This window comes from Halosimplex carlsbadense 2-9-1 (assembly GCF_000337455.1).
Classification (GTDB): domain Archaea; phylum Halobacteriota; class Halobacteria; order Halobacteriales; family Haloarculaceae; genus Halosimplex; species Halosimplex carlsbadense.
In genome coordinates, this window is record NZ_AOIU01000018.1 from 130,680 (window position 1) to 146,706 (window position 16,027).

Annotated in this window: 14 protein-coding genes; 5 read left to right on the forward strand and 9 right to left on the reverse strand. The window is 68.7% G+C overall.

The window, feature by feature from the left end:
- Window positions 1-61 precede the first annotated feature (61 nt).
- Both C475_RS08145 and C475_RS08150 read left to right on the forward strand, forming a co-directional pair.
- Entirely contained in the window at window positions 62-931 is an 870-nt protein-coding gene (locus C475_RS08145; protein ID WP_006883334.1) for a CheF family chemotaxis protein, read from the forward strand.
- A 114-nt stretch (window positions 932-1,045) separates the two neighbouring features.
- Window positions 1,046-2,296 carry an inorganic phosphate transporter gene (locus C475_RS08150; RefSeq protein ID WP_006883335.1) on the forward strand — a complete coding sequence of 417 codons (1,251 nt, stop codon included), beginning with the start codon at window positions 1,046-1,048 and terminating at the stop codon, window positions 2,294-2,296.
- An 86-nt stretch (window positions 2,297-2,382) separates the two neighbouring features.
- On the opposite strand, the gene nth is transcribed toward C475_RS08150, so the two are convergent.
- Entirely contained in the window at window positions 2,383-3,072 is a 690-nt protein-coding gene (gene nth / locus C475_RS08155) for an endonuclease III (protein ID WP_006883336.1), read from the reverse strand.
- A gap of 135 nt (window positions 3,073-3,207) precedes the next feature.
- On the opposite strand from nth, the gene C475_RS08160 reads away from it, so the two are divergent.
- Window positions 3,208-3,618, forward strand: a complete 411-nt coding sequence (locus C475_RS08160; RefSeq protein ID WP_006883337.1) for a hypothetical protein — start codon at window positions 3,208-3,210, stop codon at window positions 3,616-3,618.
- Between the two features lie 530 nt (window positions 3,619-4,148).
- Here C475_RS08160 and C475_RS08165 read toward each other — a convergent pair.
- From C475_RS08165 to C475_RS08185, 5 genes are all read right to left on the reverse strand, one after another.
- A complete protein-coding gene (locus C475_RS08165; RefSeq protein ID WP_006883338.1) occupies window positions 4,149-4,901 on the reverse strand; it encodes a DUF7504 family protein in 753 nt (250 codons plus the stop codon).
- Between the two features lie 81 nt (window positions 4,902-4,982).
- Window positions 4,983-6,329 (reverse strand): hydroxymethylglutaryl-CoA synthase, encoded by a 1,347-nt coding sequence (hmgB, locus tag C475_RS08170; RefSeq protein WP_006883339.1) that lies wholly within the window; start codon window positions 6,327-6,329, stop codon window positions 4,983-4,985.
- Between the two features lie 107 nt (window positions 6,330-6,436).
- Window positions 6,437-10,690, reverse strand: coding sequence for a PKD domain-containing protein (locus C475_RS08175; protein ID WP_006883340.1), 4,254 nt, complete (start codon window positions 10,688-10,690; stop codon window positions 6,437-6,439).
- Between the two features lie 140 nt (window positions 10,691-10,830).
- Entirely contained in the window at window positions 10,831-11,412 is a 582-nt protein-coding gene (locus tag C475_RS08180) for a DUF2150 family protein (protein ID WP_006883341.1), read from the reverse strand.
- A gap of 353 nt (window positions 11,413-11,765) precedes the next feature.
- Entirely contained in the window at window positions 11,766-11,984 is a 219-nt protein-coding gene (locus C475_RS08185; protein WP_006883342.1) for a hypothetical protein, read from the reverse strand.
- Window positions 11,985-12,161: 177 nt separating this feature from the next.
- Here C475_RS08185 and C475_RS24310 point away from each other — a divergent pair, with 177 nt between their 5' ends.
- Window positions 12,162-12,419, forward strand: a complete 258-nt coding sequence (locus C475_RS24310; protein WP_006883343.1) for a hypothetical protein — start codon at window positions 12,162-12,164, stop codon at window positions 12,417-12,419.
- A gap of 10 nt (window positions 12,420-12,429) precedes the next feature.
- On the opposite strand, the gene C475_RS08195 is transcribed toward C475_RS24310, so the two are convergent.
- The 3 genes from C475_RS08195 to C475_RS08205 all read right to left on the reverse strand — a co-directional run bounded on the left by C475_RS08195 (window position 12,430) and on the right by C475_RS08205 (window position 15,050).
- Window positions 12,430-13,278: a TatD family hydrolase gene (locus C475_RS08195; RefSeq protein WP_006883344.1), complete on the reverse strand. Its 849-nt coding sequence runs from the start codon at window positions 13,276-13,278 to the stop codon at window positions 12,430-12,432.
- A gap of 95 nt (window positions 13,279-13,373) precedes the next feature.
- A complete protein-coding gene (locus tag C475_RS23045; RefSeq protein ID WP_006883345.1) occupies window positions 13,374-14,249 on the reverse strand; it encodes a CAP domain-containing protein in 876 nt (291 codons plus the stop codon).
- A gap of 276 nt (window positions 14,250-14,525) precedes the next feature.
- A complete protein-coding gene (locus C475_RS08205) occupies window positions 14,526-15,050 on the reverse strand; it encodes an NYN domain-containing protein (RefSeq protein ID WP_006883346.1) in 525 nt (174 codons plus the stop codon).
- 90 nt (window positions 15,051-15,140) lie between these two features.
- Between C475_RS08205 and C475_RS08210 the strand changes: the two genes are divergently transcribed.
- Window positions 15,141-15,983 carry an ATP-binding cassette domain-containing protein gene (locus C475_RS08210; RefSeq protein ID WP_006883347.1) on the forward strand — a complete coding sequence of 281 codons (843 nt, stop codon included), beginning with the start codon at window positions 15,141-15,143 and terminating at the stop codon, window positions 15,981-15,983.
- Window positions 15,984-16,027 lie beyond the last annotated feature (44 nt).

Here is a 16,027-nt window from a genome sequence, read left to right on the forward strand (position 1 = left end):
CGTTGATACTGGCACGAAACGCTCAATATTCGTGGGGCGAAAGTGACTGCTAACGCCGCCTATGTCGGAATCAGTCATTGCGGATTTCGTCGCTACTTTCAACTCGGAGGCCTCGGCCCGTGCCGAGCCGGTGAAAGGCCGGATCCTCCTCAGCGAGAAGCGGCTCGTCCTCGCCGCCGACGAGGGGAAGGTGACCATCCCGCTGTCCTCGATCTTCGATGTCGCCGTCGGGCAGGTGCCCGACGACCTGGGCGACTTCTTCGACTCGACGGTGACGGTCGCCTTCGAGAAGGGGGGAAACCGCATGGTCGCCGCCGTCGAGGCCGACGACGACAAGATCGAGAAGTTCACCACCGTCCTGTTCAAGGCCGTCTGCAACGGCACCGACGTGACCGTCAAACACCCCGCCCGAGTCGGCGGCCGCGTCACCGGCGAGGAGTTCGTCCCCGCGAAACTGTTCCTCAAGCCGGGGACCGTCCGGTTCCGACGCGCCGACGACACCGTCGACGTCGACCTCTCGACGGTCAGTGACTTCGAGCGAACGTCCCGCGAGATCAACGGCAGCGACCAGGCCGTCCTGGCGGTACGCCACCTCAAGGACGGCCAGGCCGCGCTGTCGCTGGCCGCGATGGACTCCCCGCGGAAGATGTCGATTCTCGGCCGCTATCTCCGCCTGGAGTACAGCGACCTGATGGCCGACCTCGAAGACGTGACCCTCTCGGAGGAACAGGTCGAGCTGCTCGTGGCCGTCTACTCGACCGGGCCGGGCGTCTCGCTGGCGAACGTCCTCGACATGGAGAGCAGCCAGCTGACGATGGTCCTCAACGACCTCCGGTCGGACGAACTCGTCGTTGACGGCGAAGACGGCCCCAAGCTCACTCCCAAGGGGCGCGTCGTGGTCTCGGACCACCTCGAAGACGTGAACTCGTAGCGAGAGACCGCGCTTTCCAGACGACTGGCGCGAGCGGGGGATCGAGTCGGGACTCGACGGCGGCCGCGCCGAGCACCGTTTTAAGTGACTGGCTCTTGATCGGCAGGTACGACCATGCTCTCGCTCTTCGCGGTGGCGGGCGTCCTCGTCGCTGTGTTCGTCGGATTCAACATCGGTGGTTCCTCGACCGGAGTCGCCTTCGGCCCCGCGGTCGGGAGTCGCCTCGTGCGCAAGGCGACGGCGGCGACGCTGTTCACGTCCTTCGCACTCGTCGGCGCGTGGACCGTCGGCCGGAACGTCATCGACACGATGAGCAGCAGCATCGTGCCCGCCTCGCAGTTCTCACCCGTCGCCAGCGTCGGCGTCCTCTTTTTCACCGGCACGGCGCTGCTCGTCTCGAACCTCTACGGCGTGCCCGCGTCGACCTCGATGACGGCCGTCGGCGCCATCGTGGGCCTCGGTCTCGCGACCGGGACGCTCAACGAGGCGCTGATGTTCACCATCCTCTCGGCGTGGATCGTCGCTCCGCTGGTCGGGTTCGGCTGCGGAGCGCTCATCGGTCGCTACCTCTACCCGTACCTCGACCGTCGCATCGCGTTCACGCGGTTCGAGTCGCACCTGGTCCGGCTGGACCGCTCCGGGACCGTCCCGCGACCGCGCTTCAACGAGAACGCGTCGGGCCGCGACATCGTCGGCTCCGCCGCGGTCGTCGTGATCGCCTGTTACATGGGGTTCTCCGCGGGGGCGTCCAACGCCGCCAACGCCGTCGCGCCGCTCGTGGGCGCGCAGGGACCGCTCACCGTCGACCAGGGCGTGCTCCTCGCCGTGTTCGCGTTCGGGCTGGGCGGGTTCACCATCGCGCGGCGGACGCTCGACACCGTCGGCGACGACATCACCGAGCTCCCGATCCTGGCGGCGCTCATCGTCTCCGTCGTCGGCGGGACGCTCATCACGGTGCTGTCGTACCTGGGCATCCCGGCGAGTCTCGCCGTCAGCACGACCTGCTGTATCATCGGCCTCGGCTGGGGTCGCGCGAGCCGCGCCGCGACCGTCGTCGAACTCGCGACGCCCGAACCCCGAGAGGACTCCGACCTCGAAGTCTCGACCGGCGCGCTCGTCGCCTCCCGGGCCGAAGAGGCCCCCACGGGTCCGACGGTCGGCGACATCGCCCGCGGCGAGGGCCCGTCCGACTCGCCCACCGACGAGGTCCCCGACGTCCCGGACATCGGCGAGAAAGAGCCGCCGGAACTGGACCGCAGGAGCCTGTTCGACCCCGCCGCAGTCAAGCGCATCGCGACCATGTGGGTCCTCACGCCGTCGCTCGCGGTGGCGGGGTCGTACCCACTGTTCCTCCTCGTGCTCTGAGGGTCCCGCGAGCGGCCCGCTCGCCGGCCGAACGTCGCGGCCGGGCCACTCCACCGTCACGAACCCCCGGCGAACCCGCCGACCGATCAGGCGTCCCAGGCCTCGCCGCTCGCCAGGTCCACGTCCGAGTCGCCCTTCGCCGACGGGCAGATATCCGCCAAGACGCACTCGCTACAGTCGGGGTTGCGCGCCGTACACACCGCCCGCCCGTGGCTGATCAGCAGGTGCGTGTACCACTTCCACTCGTCTTCCGGGACGACCGGCAGCAGGTCCTCCTCGATGGCTTCGGGGCGCTCCTCCTCGGTGATCCCCAGCCGGCGGGAGAGCCGCTGGACGTGCGTGTCGACGACGATGCCCTCGACCAGGTCGTAGCCGTGCTGGAGGATGACGTTCGCCGTCTTCCGGCCGACGCCCTTCAGCTCGGTCAGTTCTTCCATCGTGTCCGGCACCTCGCCGTCGTGTTCGTCGACGATGATCTGCCCGGAGGTCTTGAGGTAGTCCGCCTTGCTGTTGTGATAGGTGATCGAGCCGATGTCCTCGGAGAGTTCCTCGACGTCCGCCTCGGCGTAGTCTTCGGCGGACTGGTACTTCTCGAAGAGGTCCTCGGTCTCCTTGTTCACCCGCTCGTCGGTACACTGCGCCGACAGCATCACCGCGACCAGCAGTTCGAGTCTGTTGGAGAAGTTCAGCGAGATGGTGGCGTCGGGGTACTCCTCCCAGAGCCGTTCGACGACCTCCTCGGTCTGCTCGGCGCGCGAGGGAAGCGGCGTGCCCATTGTGGGCGAATCGTCGGCCGAATCGCGCTTGAGTGGTTCGGTCTCGATCCGGCGGGCGGGCTCACCGTCGACGTGGCTATCACCGCGCGGAACCGGCGGGGAGTCTTTATCAGCGTCGCCGCCGTGGCCCGTCGTATGACCGACGCTCCGGCGGAGGAACTCGACGACATCGAGGACGACCTCGACGACGCCAGCGACGAGGGCAGGGAGATCGTCGACGGGATCCGGGAGAGCGACGAGGGCGCGCTCCGCGCGGCGGTCCGCTACGGCGGCGACGACCACGAGGTCGTCTACCTCCGCGACGACATCGCGGCGCAGTTCAGCGCGGCCGAACTCGACGAGCGCGTCGAGACCCTCGTGATGAAGGGGCTGGGCGACCCCACCGAGGAGGGCGCGCTGTTCGACTTCGGCAGCCTCGACGCCACCGTCCGCTGGTACGACGCCGTCGTCGTCGCCCACTTCCCCGTCCGCGAGTGGTCCGGCCTCGTCTTCACCTTCGACCGCGAGAGCGACTCGCTGGACGCGATCGTGGACGAATACTTCTAGAGACCATCTTTTTCCCGCCCGGGTTTCCTCGGCGCGCGGAGCGCGCCTGCGGGAACCCGGACGGCAAAAACATGGGTGAAAAAGGCCGAACTCGCGCAGAGCGCGAGTTCGGTGAACCGGCGCCTTCGGCGCCGGATGCTCAGTGCAGAACAGCGACTGACCAACCGCAGTGGCGCGCGCTGTCGCGAGTCTCGTCTTCCTCGTGAGTAGCGAGGGACCTCCGGTCCCTCGCTGTCTTCGTGCACGTGTGAACGAAGGTTTGTCAGAGCGTGCTCTGACAGTGGATGACTGAGCGAGCGTAGCGAGTGAAAGAAGCGGCTGGGGAGGTGTGTGGCAGTCTGCGGTGTCGTGCTGTCCTGGTGTCCTCGTGAGCGAGCGCGCCGAGCGCTTCCATCGCGTGCTGTCCCCGGTGAGTGCGGCCGCTGTCGTCCAACTCCATTCCGCGACTCGTGACCCGGACCCACCGATAAGCGAGCAGTGACGACACAACGAACACCAGAGGACACACCATCCACCAACCGAGAACCGATCTAAAACTCAGTCCACGAGCGCGGACCGAAGTCGCCGCCGCGCACGCGGAACTCCGAGCCGTCGTCGCCGGGGCGGACCTCGACCAGGGCGTCGAATAGCTGTTTGAGCGCGTCGTGGGTCGACCCGCCGGGGCTCACGTCGAGGGTGAAGACTCCGACGCCGTCGACGCTGGCGACGCGCGTGGTCACGACGTGGAGGAACTGGTAGACGCGCTTCACGTCCGTGTACATCAGCAGCGTCGACAGCGAGTGCAAGCCGACCCGCGGGTCCGCCACCGCGTCGTGGTGCCACTCGCGGAGGATTCCGGTCAGTTCGATGCCGACGCCGGTGAGGTCGCCGGGGCTGGAGACGACGCGCAGGTCCTCGATCTCCCGCGTCCGGGTCCGACGCTCGCGGCCCGCGCTCCCGGTACAGTCGACGAACGACAGTCGCCACTCGTCGGGGTCGGGCCGCGTCGCGGCGAACCAGGTAGCCATCTTCCGCGCCGGTTTCTTCGTCGTGACGAACGCGCCCGTCCGGCTCTCCGAGCCGCCGACGAGGTCGAACAACACCCGCCGCTTGCCGGTCATCGGCGGCCCGGCGACCAGAACGCTGGTCCCCGGGTCGACGGCCTCTGCGTCGAGGGGATCGACGTCGACCGAATCCGGGTCCAGGTCCGTCTCCGCGGGGTCCACCTCCGGGTCGGTCGGGTCGACCGCGTCGTCCCCCGGGCCGGTGGGCTCGTCGCGGTCCGGAAACAGCCAGTTACTCACGGCTATCCGTTTCGGCCTGACCACTATCAAACTGCGGGGAACCGGGGTCGTCGAGCGCGGCCGACCCCGCCGCCTCTGTCGTTACTCGACGTAGGTGTACTTGCGCTCGCCCATCCGGCCCCAGCCGTCGAAGACGAACTCGGCTTCGGGGGCGGTGAACTGGTCCACGTCGGCGACGCCGGCGTCCTCGTCGTGGTTGTGTACGTCGTGCACGTCCTCGTACTCCTCGAAGGTCAGCTCGTAGCGGGCCGCCAGCTGCTCGTCGACGTCGATGGCTTCGATCTCGTCGGCCCAGCCCGACTGGACGGTCTCGGCGTGGATCTCCGCCTGGGCGCCCGAGCCGTAGGAACCGACGAGCAGTGTCTCGCCGGTCATGTCGATGTCGTCCTCGTAGGCGGCTTTCAGCCCGGAGAGGCGGGCCACGTGGACCGAGCCGGTGTACCAGTTGCCGACCTCGCGGGAGATGGTCAGGGTGGGATCGACGGTCTCGGCGTACCACTCGCGGTAGGTGTCGGTGTCGGTCAGATCGTCGGTGTAGTCGGCGGCGGCCTCGCGGAACGCCTCCTCGCTGTCGAACGCCTCGCGGCGGGGCTGGCGGCCGATCTCGGCGGCGAGTTCCTCCTCGATCTCCGTGTCGCGGCTGACGTGCCGGAACGCGAGCGCGGCGGCCTTGCGGACCATTCCGGGGTACGGCGTGTGGAAGGGGAGCAGCGCCGCGTCGTCGGGGTGGATCTTCCCCGCGACCGACTCGAAGTCGGTGACGGCCTCGCGCATCCGCGCGAGGTACACCTGCACGGATCGCTTGCCGTCGACGCTCGGGAACTGCTGCTGGGGTTTGAGGAAGTCGGTCTCGTCGGCGCTGCCGTAGCCCTGCTCGGTCGAGAGTTCGACCACGTCGGGGTCCTCGCTGACCAGCAGCGCGACCGCGCCCGCACCTTGCGTGGCCTCGCCGGGGTCGTTCCGGGCGTACAGCGCCGTGTCGGTCGTGATCACGAGCGCCGAGCGGCCGCGGTTGCGACCCGCGCGGATCCAGTTGTACGCGTCGTCGAGGCTCTGTGTCCCCGAGATACAGGCGAACTTGCGTTCGCCCTTGTTAGCGTGGTGGAAGTCACCGTCGTAGACCTGTTCGAGACAGCCCGCGATGTAGGTAGAGACGGGCTTGGAGTTGTCGAACGCCGACTCGGTGGCCACGTCGATGCGGCCGATATCCTCGGGTTCGAGGTCTTTGCGCTCCATCAGCGCGTGGGCGGCGTTGGCCCCCATCGTGACGATGTCCTCGTAGACGTCCGGGAACGAACTCGCCGTGAGGCCGAGCCCCTTCGTATAGTAGCCCGGGTCCTTGTCCTGCGCCGGCGCGAACGTCTCCGGCAGGTCCAGCCTGAGCTTCCCCGTCCGGATCTCCACCGCGTCGATACCGACCGATGTCATATCTCGAACTCCGTGAGACTCCTACAAGTGCCTGTCGACTAGGGTATCGACACTCGTCGATACAGGTATCGGGGAGTGTTCGCTCGAACGCGAACGAGGACGACCGACTACGACTCTCGGAAGTAGAAGGTGACATCCTGTCGCCCCTGGAGCTCGAGTACGACCCGAACGTCCCAGCTGTCGGAAGACGTGACTCTCGTCAGACCGGTGAAGTCGTACTGGGTGTGCGAGTTCCCGGAGGTCGTCCCGAACTGTCCGATGAATACCGACGAGCCGGTCGACGGTCCGATCACGGCGGTCTGGTCGAGCGCGATCCGGCTCCCGTCGGCGGTGAGCGAGTTGGCCGTCGGGTTCCCGTCCACGTCTTCGTATCCGTCCGGGGAACCGGGGATGTTGATCTCGTCCGGCTCGTCGTTGTAGACGCGCTGGCCCACACCGTTGCCTGCGGTGACCGAAACGGCCAGGACTCGTGCGTCCGAACTGTCGACGTTCGTAACGTCGAACTGCACGGCGCTGTCACTGGTGGTCGTCGTGAGACCGCCGTCGTACCGGATCCCGCTCTGCACGAGCGGGGGTGAGTTCCCGCCGCCCCCGCCGACGGTGATCGTGTACGACTCCGTCTGGCTCGCTCCCCCGCCGACCGAATACGTTACCTCGACCGTGATCGTCTCGCCATCCATGTCCAGCCTGTTGCCCCCACCGTCGACGAACTCGTACAGATAGACCGAGAACGACGACCCGCCGGAGGTCACAGGGTTGCCGTTGTTGCTGAACCCGTCGGCGTCCATGTCGAACGCGGCCGGCAGATCCACGCCTCCGTCGACGTCGACCCAGCCGTCGCTGGTAGCTCCGGCCACGTATACCTCGGTCCGCTGCGGCTCGTCGTTCGGCGTCACGTCGTCGTTGAGTCGCGCGTTCGCACCCGGGTAGTCGACGGTGACCGACTGGACCTCGACGTCGTCTCCGTACTGGTTGGCGAGCGAGAACTCCACCCCACCGGCGGTCGCGTCGCCGTCCGGTCCGTCGACCGCCTCCGCGTCGTCGTTGTAGGCGAGCGACCCGGAGGCCGACCCGCCGAACGGGCAGTCCCCGCTCGCGGCCACGACGCAGACGTCGTCGACGAACCAGGAGTCCTCAAACCCGTTCGTCGATTCCTGGACGACCCTGACGGCGAAGTTCGAGTGGAGGGCGCCGGCGTCGTCGATCGTGAACGCGTATCGCTGGTAGTCTTCGAGACTGTTCGTGGCCGTCACAGTCTCGCTCGTCACCCAGTTTCCGTTCGCGTCCCGGTACTGGAAGAGCAGGTCCTCGCCCGCGTTCGGCGTGTCGCCGTCCGGGTCGCCCTGCCGCACCGCCGCGCTCACCGTCACGTCCGACAGCGCGGTCGTGTCCAGCGTCTTCGAGACGATCCCGCCGTTCGAGACGATGTCCGCGATGTGGACCGCTCGCGTCCCCGAGTTCGCGGTCCCGGCGTCGTCGTCGACGAAGACCGTGCTCGCATCGGCGTTCACCCGCGACCAGTTGGCGGTGCCCGATAGATCCGCGCTGTCCTCGAAGTCGTCCACGATCCCCTGGAACGCCGAGATCGTGACTGAGTCGCTCTGCCCGGTCGCACCGTCGTTGCCGGCGGCGTCCTCGGCGGTCGTGAGCGTCGCCGTATACGAACCGCCGTCGCTCGCGGTGTACGACGCACTGTAGGTGCCAGCCCCGCTCCCGGCGAAGTCGCTCTCGGTGAGCGTCGCCACCACCGTCCCGTCGCTGTCGGTGATCTCGACGGCGATGGTGTCGAGGTCCTCGTCGGAGTCGAAGGAGACGTCGATCACGTTCCCACCGGTGTTCGCGGCGTCGAAGCCAGTGATCGACGGGACCGTCGTTTCCTTCTCGGTGGCATCGTTGGACACCGAGCCGCCGGTGTTGCCCACGTCGTCTCTGACGTACGCCGTCGGGGTGACCGTGCCGTCGGCCAGCGACGACGCGTCGACGGTGACCGTCGTTTCCGCGCCGGCGCCCGTCGTGATGGGCGCGCTCGCGGTCACCGTCGCGCCGTCCTCGTCTTCGAGCGTGACCACGGCCGTCTCGTCGCCGCGGACCGTGTCCGGATTCACGACAACCACGTCGACGCTGCCATCGTTGCCGGTGTTGATCGTGTCGGGTTCGATCCGCACGCCGTTGGGGTCGCCCGGCGCCTGCGTGTCGATGACGAACGACAGTGCCGTCTCCGCCGCCATCTCGTTGCCCGCGGTGTCCCGAGCGTTCGACACTCCCACGTCGACCGTCTCGTCGACGTCGTTGTCGGAGAACGTCAGCGGGACCTCGTAGGTCGTCGAGTCGACCCACGTCCCGCTCCCGGCGGTCACCGACGAGGCGCCGACGTTCGTGAACGAGACCGCGGGGGCGACGCTCTGGTCCATCGCCTCGTCGAAGGTGAGCGTGAGCGTCCGCTGGACGTTGTTGTTCGCCTCGGTGTCGTCTATCGGTGTCCCCGGGAGCGTCGCCGAGGCGATCGACGGCGCCGTGGTGTCGCCTGGTCCGACCGTGATGTCACGCTCCAGTACGCTCGTCGCGCCGCTGTCGTCGGTGAGCGTCAGCGTCGCCGTGTACGTCCCGGTGCTACCGTAGCTGTGGGTCACGGATTCGCCCGACGCAGTGGACCCGTCTCCGAAGTCCCACTCGTAGCTCGCGATCGACCCGTCGGGGTCGCTGGACCCGCTCGCGTCGAACGTAACCTGTTCGCCGTCCGCGGGGCTGGTCGGAGAGACCGTGAACGCGGCGCTCGGAGGCCGGTTCGGGATCGTGACGTTGAGCGTGTCGCTCGCGCCGCCGGAGACGGCGTAGACGCGGACAGTCCCCGAATCGCCCGCCGTCAGGGTCGTCTCGACCGACCCGGACCCGTCCGAGGTGTCGGACTCGGTCGCCGCCGAGGTGAGCGTCGCGACGCTGCTATCGTTGACCGCGAAGTCCACGTCCGCACCCTCGACGGCAGTGCCGTCGATTGCGTCCGCGACGACCGCCGAGAGATCGAGCGTGTCGTCGCCGTCGCTCCCCACGTCCCACGTGCAGTCGGCGTCGTCGCACGAGGAGAGGTACGTGCCGCCCTCCGAAGCGGTCGGCGAGTCCCACGTCACCGAATACGGTGCCGAGCCGCCGCCCGACGGCCCGGAGCCCTGCGTGTTCTGCACCGAGACGACGGCCTCGATGTCCTCCGGGTCGTCGGGGTCGAACGGCGTAGTCGGGCCGGCCCTGAAGCTGAACTCGACGGGCACGTCCATCGTCGAGCCGACGTTCCCGGGCGCCTCGTAGACGAACGACACCCGCCCGTCGCCGCCGGTCGTCAGTTCGGTCTCTGCGAGGGTGCCGTCCGACGGTGAGCCGGTCACGTCGACGCCCGCGACGGGGTTGTTGTACTCGTCCCGTACTTCGACGGTCAGCCGGACCGAACCATCCTCCGGGACCGTCGACCCGTCCGCGGCCACGTCGGTCATGTACGCGGGGTCCGTTCCGGTCACTCGCGTCCCGACCCCAACCTTCGCCATCCGCAGATCGTAGGTGCCGGGTTTCAGGTCAATCGCCAGCGTCTCGAACTCACCGGGACCTGTTCCCACCGACCGCACGCGGATGAAGTTCGACTCGTCTTCGAGCAGTCCCTCCCACGTCGACCGAGACAGCCGGGTCGAGAACTGGATCGTGAGCGGGCCGTTGGTCTTGTTTTTCACCGACACCGTCGTACTGGACGCGTTCACTGACCGCACGTCGACGGCCGTCGCACCGGACGCCGACCGCTGAAGCGACCCGTTCAGCGCTACCAGCGAGATGGTCGACCCGGAGACGAGCGCCTGTTCGCTCCGCGTGATCGTCGCCTCCTCAAAGGTGAAGTCGTCGTACAGCACCGTCGAATCGTACACCGTCCGCGGCGGCTGACCGTACTCGTTGTAGCTGGGCCGGTAGACGACTGCGCCCGTCGAATACTCGCGGATCGGACCGGTTCCGTTCCAGAAGTCGTCGGTCTCGCTGTCTAGTGCTACGGCGTTGGCTAGCCCGAAGTACACGCTCCCGTCGGCGGTCCCGACCGTCCGAAGCAACCCCGACACCGGCGGTGGGTTCACCGCCAGCACCCGCGAGGGATAGGTCGTCCCCAGCTGGATCGACACCGACCGACTCGCCGACTCGCCGAACATCGACGTGACGGCGTTGCGCAGATCCAGCAGGTCGCCCCGGACCTGCTGGTTGTGGTCGAACTCGACCTGTTCGTTCTGCTGTGGGACGATCGTCGCCTGGTAAAGCGACAACAGGAGGATCAGCGCCGCGAAGATCAGGACGGCCCCGATCTGGATGGACTGTCCTCTGTCGTCCCACGGCTCCATGTCGCCGGACTACCCTCCCACCGTGCAAAAACCTGTGTCCCCGATTTTCCACCCTGATAACGACCGCACGCTCGCGCCGGGGGCTGCCGACGGCGGCCGCGCGGGCCGCGACGGCGGGGACGACACCGCCTGGGGAACGACTACGCGTCTTCCTCTTCGACGACTTCGGGGTCTTTCATCGCGGTCTGGAGGCTATCGAGGCCGTTGACCCACTGGACGACGAGGCCGGGTTCGATCTCCTCGGCCATCGACGGGTCGAACTCGGCGCCGTCGATGACGAGCGTCCCCGCCTGGACGCAGTACGACAGCGCGGTGTCCAGGTCCTCCTCGGCCTCGGCGTCGGCCGCGGCGCCGACGTACTCGCCGATGGGCGCGTCCTCGGCGGTGCCGCCGACGACGAACTCCTCGGCGGCGTAAAAGACGCAGACGAGGGAGGTCTGGACGCTGTCGACGAGCATCAGCGCCTGTTCGTCGTCGAACTCGGGCTCGGCGAGGACGACCTCGCGCATGTCCTCGATCTCCGAGAGGGCCTCCTCCTCGTCGAGGACGCCCTCCTCGAAGTCGGAGACGACCTTGACGACGGCGATGGCCGTGTCGTCCTGCATGTTCCAGAGCAGTTGCGCCGTGTCGTCGTCCTCCGGTTCGAGGTCCTCCTCGTCGATCCTGTCCAGCCAGTTCTGCCAGCGTTCGGGCGTGTAGTACTCCCCCGGCTGATTGCTCATACAACGTCGTTCGTCGCTCCGGTCATATGGCTTTCGACCCACCTTTTTTCGCCGGGGGCGTCCTCGCGCGCCAAAGGCGCGCTGCGGGCACCCCCGGCCAAAAAACGTGGGCGAAAAAAGCCGAACGACTCGCTCACTCCGTTCGCTCGCGTTCGGTGAACCGGCGCCGCTGGCGCCGGATAGAGGCGAATCCACCGCTTCGGCGAGCCTGCCCTTCCCCGGCTCGCGCGGCCCGCGCCGTCGCGCGGGCACGCGCTCCCGGCCGCCGCAACCACACCGCGGTCACACGGCCACGAAACCGTGATCACACCGCCGCGACACCGCGATCACACCGCCACTGCTCCGGAGTCCTCTCAGTAGCTCTCCGTCTCGTCCTCGATGTCGGCGTAGAACCGCAACAGGCCGCACTCGGGACACAGCAGTGTCGTCACGTCCTCGGTCTCGCCCATGCCGAGCTTCCCGAGCAACCCCTTGCGCTTCTCGCCGGTCCTGATGTGGGGGTTCCAGGCGTCGCTCATACCGAACTCGACTTCCTCCATCGACACGCCGCAGTCGGGACAGCGCTGGTCCATACCGGCTGTTTCGCCCCGGGAACCGTAAATGTCGACTCCAACCGGTCCCTCGCGAACCCGATGCAGTTATCGTGTCAGCGGCGGAGCGTAACGTATGCGACAGCGAATCTGTCGGTCCACGGGTGAGCGTCCGCGGACTCGGGAGTCGACCGGACGGCGAAACGAACCGGTGCCCGGATGACTGTCGCCGCGGCGGCCAGCGCCACGCTGGTCGGTGCCGTACTCTTCGCGGTCGGCCTGTTCGGCGTACTCCAGCCGTACACGGTCGCGCTGTGGCGCGAGCGCCTCGACGCCGTCGGGAGCACCCGGTCGTGGAACGACGTCGAACCGACCGACTGGCGGGTGACCATTGCCCGATACACGTTCGCGATATTCCTCGCGGGCGGCGCTCTCTTCCTGTGGATGGCGGGCCAGCAGTGGCTGAACCTGCTGTGAGACGGTCCGCCTACTCCAGCGTCGCTTCGGTGTCGATGCCGTAGACCGCCGCGGGCGTGTCGACGTGCGCGCGCTCGATCGCCTCGTCGTACCCCTGTTCGCGCAGCCAGCGCACCCGCGAGGGGACCGTCCCGACGCCCAGCACCGCGCCCGGCCGCTCGGGGTCGTCGATGAAGTCCGTCTCCATCATGAACGGTTCGTCCTCGTCGACCGCGAGCTCCAGCTCGTCCTTGTGCGAGATGACGCTCTTGGTGATACCCTCCAGCCGACCGCCCGAGTAGTGCTTGACGACGCGCTCCGGGTCGAGCCCCCGAGTTTCGGCCCACTCGGCGACCTCTGTGAAGTCCTCGCTACTTTCGGCGTGCAACTGGATGGCACAGCCCGTCTCGGCGGCCAGCTCGAACCCGCGTTTCATCACGTCGTTGGAGGCCGCCCAGACGGCGTCGGACACGTCGTAGTGGGGACGGCCGGACTTCAGCGCCAGCGCCGGCCCGTCGGCGACGTACTCCGCGGCGGTGTCGAGCCCCGTCTGCATCAGGTCCCGGGCGGAGTCGGGGTCCATCCCGTCGTCGACCAGTTGCGAGACCAGGCCGGGGTGGACGCCCAGCACCGGCCAGGCCCGCCCCGGGAGTTCGTCGCTCGCTCGCTCGACGACGTCGACGGTGAGGTCGAACATCTCGCGGAAGTCGTCGGCGTCCTCGGGCAGCGAATCGAGGAGGTGCCAGGACGGTTTGTTGACGACGAGCAGGTGCGTGCCGCCGCTGTCGGCGAACTCCCGGGCGGCCTCGACGCCGCGGCCGTGGACGGGGTCTAGGTGCATGTGGTCGTCGAGGACGGGGCCGTCGATCTCGGCGTTCATATCCGTGTCTCCGGCGCGCGCTCGAAAAAACCGATCGCTGTCGTCGCGTCGGCGGTCCGCGGTCGCCGCCGCGTCAGTCCGCGGGCGCCGCGCCGTCAGTCCGACCCGTAGACCCCGCAGACGTTGCCGGTCACGTACACCTCGTTGTCCTCGGTAGTCTCGATACCGATGCCGATCCGGGTGGCGTTGGCGTAGGCGAGGCGCTCGCGGAACACCGAGTTGGTCCGCCAGTTCTCGAAGACGGCGCGGGCGACCGCCGACTCGTCTTCGTTGTAGCGGGTGCCGTTCGGCCCGCGGTAGGTCGTCCCGGCGTAGGTCTTGCCCAGGACCTCCAGGCGGTTGCGGGTCGGCGTCACGATGTACTGGGCGCCGCGCTTCTTGAACTGGCAGGTCTCGAAGAGCTCGGCGGCGCGATAGCGCTGCGCGCTGGAGCGGTCGTCGATCCGGTGGATCGTCTCGCCGACGTCGGCCATGTCGACGCTGTGGGCCGCGGCCATCCGGTCGAGTTTCCGCACGACTGTCCCGTCGGGATTGGCGAACGGGTCGAGCCCCCGGTCGTCGCGCCAGTCGTTGATCAGTCGCCGGAGTTCGTTCTCGATCGCCTCTGTGTCGAATCGGCGGATCAGCATCGGCGTCCGCGTCTGGACGGGCGTCGGCTCGGGCGGTGGGGTCGGAGCGGCGGTCGCCGTCGGCCTCGGAACCGCCGCCGTCCGAGTAGCTGTCTGCGTGGGCGTCAGCGTCCCGAACTCGGTCCCCGCGGGCGCCGGCGTGCCGGTCGCGGTGAGCGTCGCCGTCGGAACGGGCGAGGGCGTGGGGGTCGGAGTCGGCGCGGCACCCGGGCGGGCGTCGGTAGGCGTCGCCGGGCCACCTGGCGTGCCGCTCCCGCCGCCGACGACGAACCCGAGGAGGGCGCCGACGAGGAACACGCCGAGCACGGACGCGGCGATCACCCGCCCGTCGATCCGGAGCATGTCCGACGATTCCCGTTCGCCCGGTTAAAGACTCGCCCCCGATTATCACGGGCTGAACGCGCGGCGGCCGCCCGCCTCAGAGCACTACCGCGAGGCCGTATCCCAGGAGGAGTCCGACCAGTAGCGCCACGACCAACCCGACCGCGAGCTTCCGACCGTCGATCCTGCGCATACCGACCGATCCGTGCCGGCGGAGTTAACTCTTGACCGTGCCACCGGCGGCCGCGGAGCGGGGACAGTCGGGCGGGACCAGGTCGGGTCGCACCGGGCGAGGCCCTACTCCAGCGTGATCGACTCGTGGGCGGTGTTGCGGAGCGCGTCCGAGCGACCGTGCTCGCCGGGCGCGACGGCGATGGTCGCCAGCCCGCGCTCGGCAGCCGCCTCCAGCACCGGCTTGAAGTCCGTGTCGCGGGAGGCGACGACGAGCACGTCGATGGCCTCCTCGACGGTCGCCGCCGTCGCGTCGACGCCGAGTTTCACGTCCACGTCACCGCTGGTCGAGACGACCTCGAACCCCCGCGCCTCGGCGGCCTGGATCAGCCCCGCCGGCGCGTTCTCGTTGAGATAGAGTCTGCCGAATGCGAGGTGGCCGTAGCGCTCGGCGGCGGCCCGCACGTCGTCGAGGTCGACGTCGAACTCGTCGCGCAGGACGTTCGGCCCGTCGACGAACAGCCCCACCCGCGGCTGGTCGTGCCCGCGAGCGTCGCGGGCGGTCCCGGTCGGGCCCGCGCCGTTCCCGTCGCTCGGATCGTCCCCGCTGGCCGACTCGTCGCCGCCGAACAGCCGCCCCAGCCTGCACATACCCGCGATTCCCCACCGTCGAGTATAGGCGTGACGCTTCGAGGAACTGCCGGAAGCCATAGATGGCAGAGACCCGAACGTCGCGCCACGATGGCCACCCCGCCAGTCGACGCGCCCCGCGACGACCCGGACGACTCGGTCCTCACCGTCGAACGCCTCTCGGTCGCGTACGGGAGCGACGAGGTACTCGACCGACTCGACCTCTCGGTCGCACGGGGCGAGCGACTGGCGGTCCTCGGCGAGGGCGCGAGCGGGAAGACGACGCTGGCGCGGTCGCTGGTCGCCGGGCTCTCGGCCCCCGCGCAGGTCTCCGGGTCGGTCAGCTACCGCCCCGTCGACGGCGACCCCGTCTCGGTCTTCGACCTCGCCGACGACGAGCGCGAGCGGTTCCGCCGCGAAACGGTCGCGGTCGCCACCGGCGACGCCGGCGGGTTCGACTCCACGTCGACGGACCGCGGGCAGTTCCAGCCGGCCCTCCGGGCGACCGGAACGGACGAAGCCCGGGCGGAGCGACTGCTCTCGGCGCTCGGGCTGGACGCCGACCGCGTGCTCGACGCGCGCCCCCGGCAGCTCAACGCCGCCGCGACTCAACTCGCGGCCCTCGCCCGCGCGGCGCTGGCCGGCCCCGCAGTGCTGGTCGTCGACGACTGTCGGGCCGCGGTCGGCCACCTCGTTCGCGGCGACCGCCTCGACAGGTTCGAATCGGCGGTCGGACTCGGCACCGACACGGGCGGTGCCGACGGGGACGGACCCGAGTCTCCGACGGTCGTCGCGCTCGGGGCCGAACTGCCGGCGCTGGCGGCGCTCGCGGACCGGCTGGCGGTGCTGCACGACGGCCACGTCGTCGAAGCCGGACCGACCGAGCGGCTGCTCGACGAGCCGAGTCATCCGCACACGCGACGGCTGGTCGAGTTCTACGGTGGGTCGCGGTAACGGTATCGAGGCCGCCGCAGCGGTGGCGCGGACCGCCGTAGCGG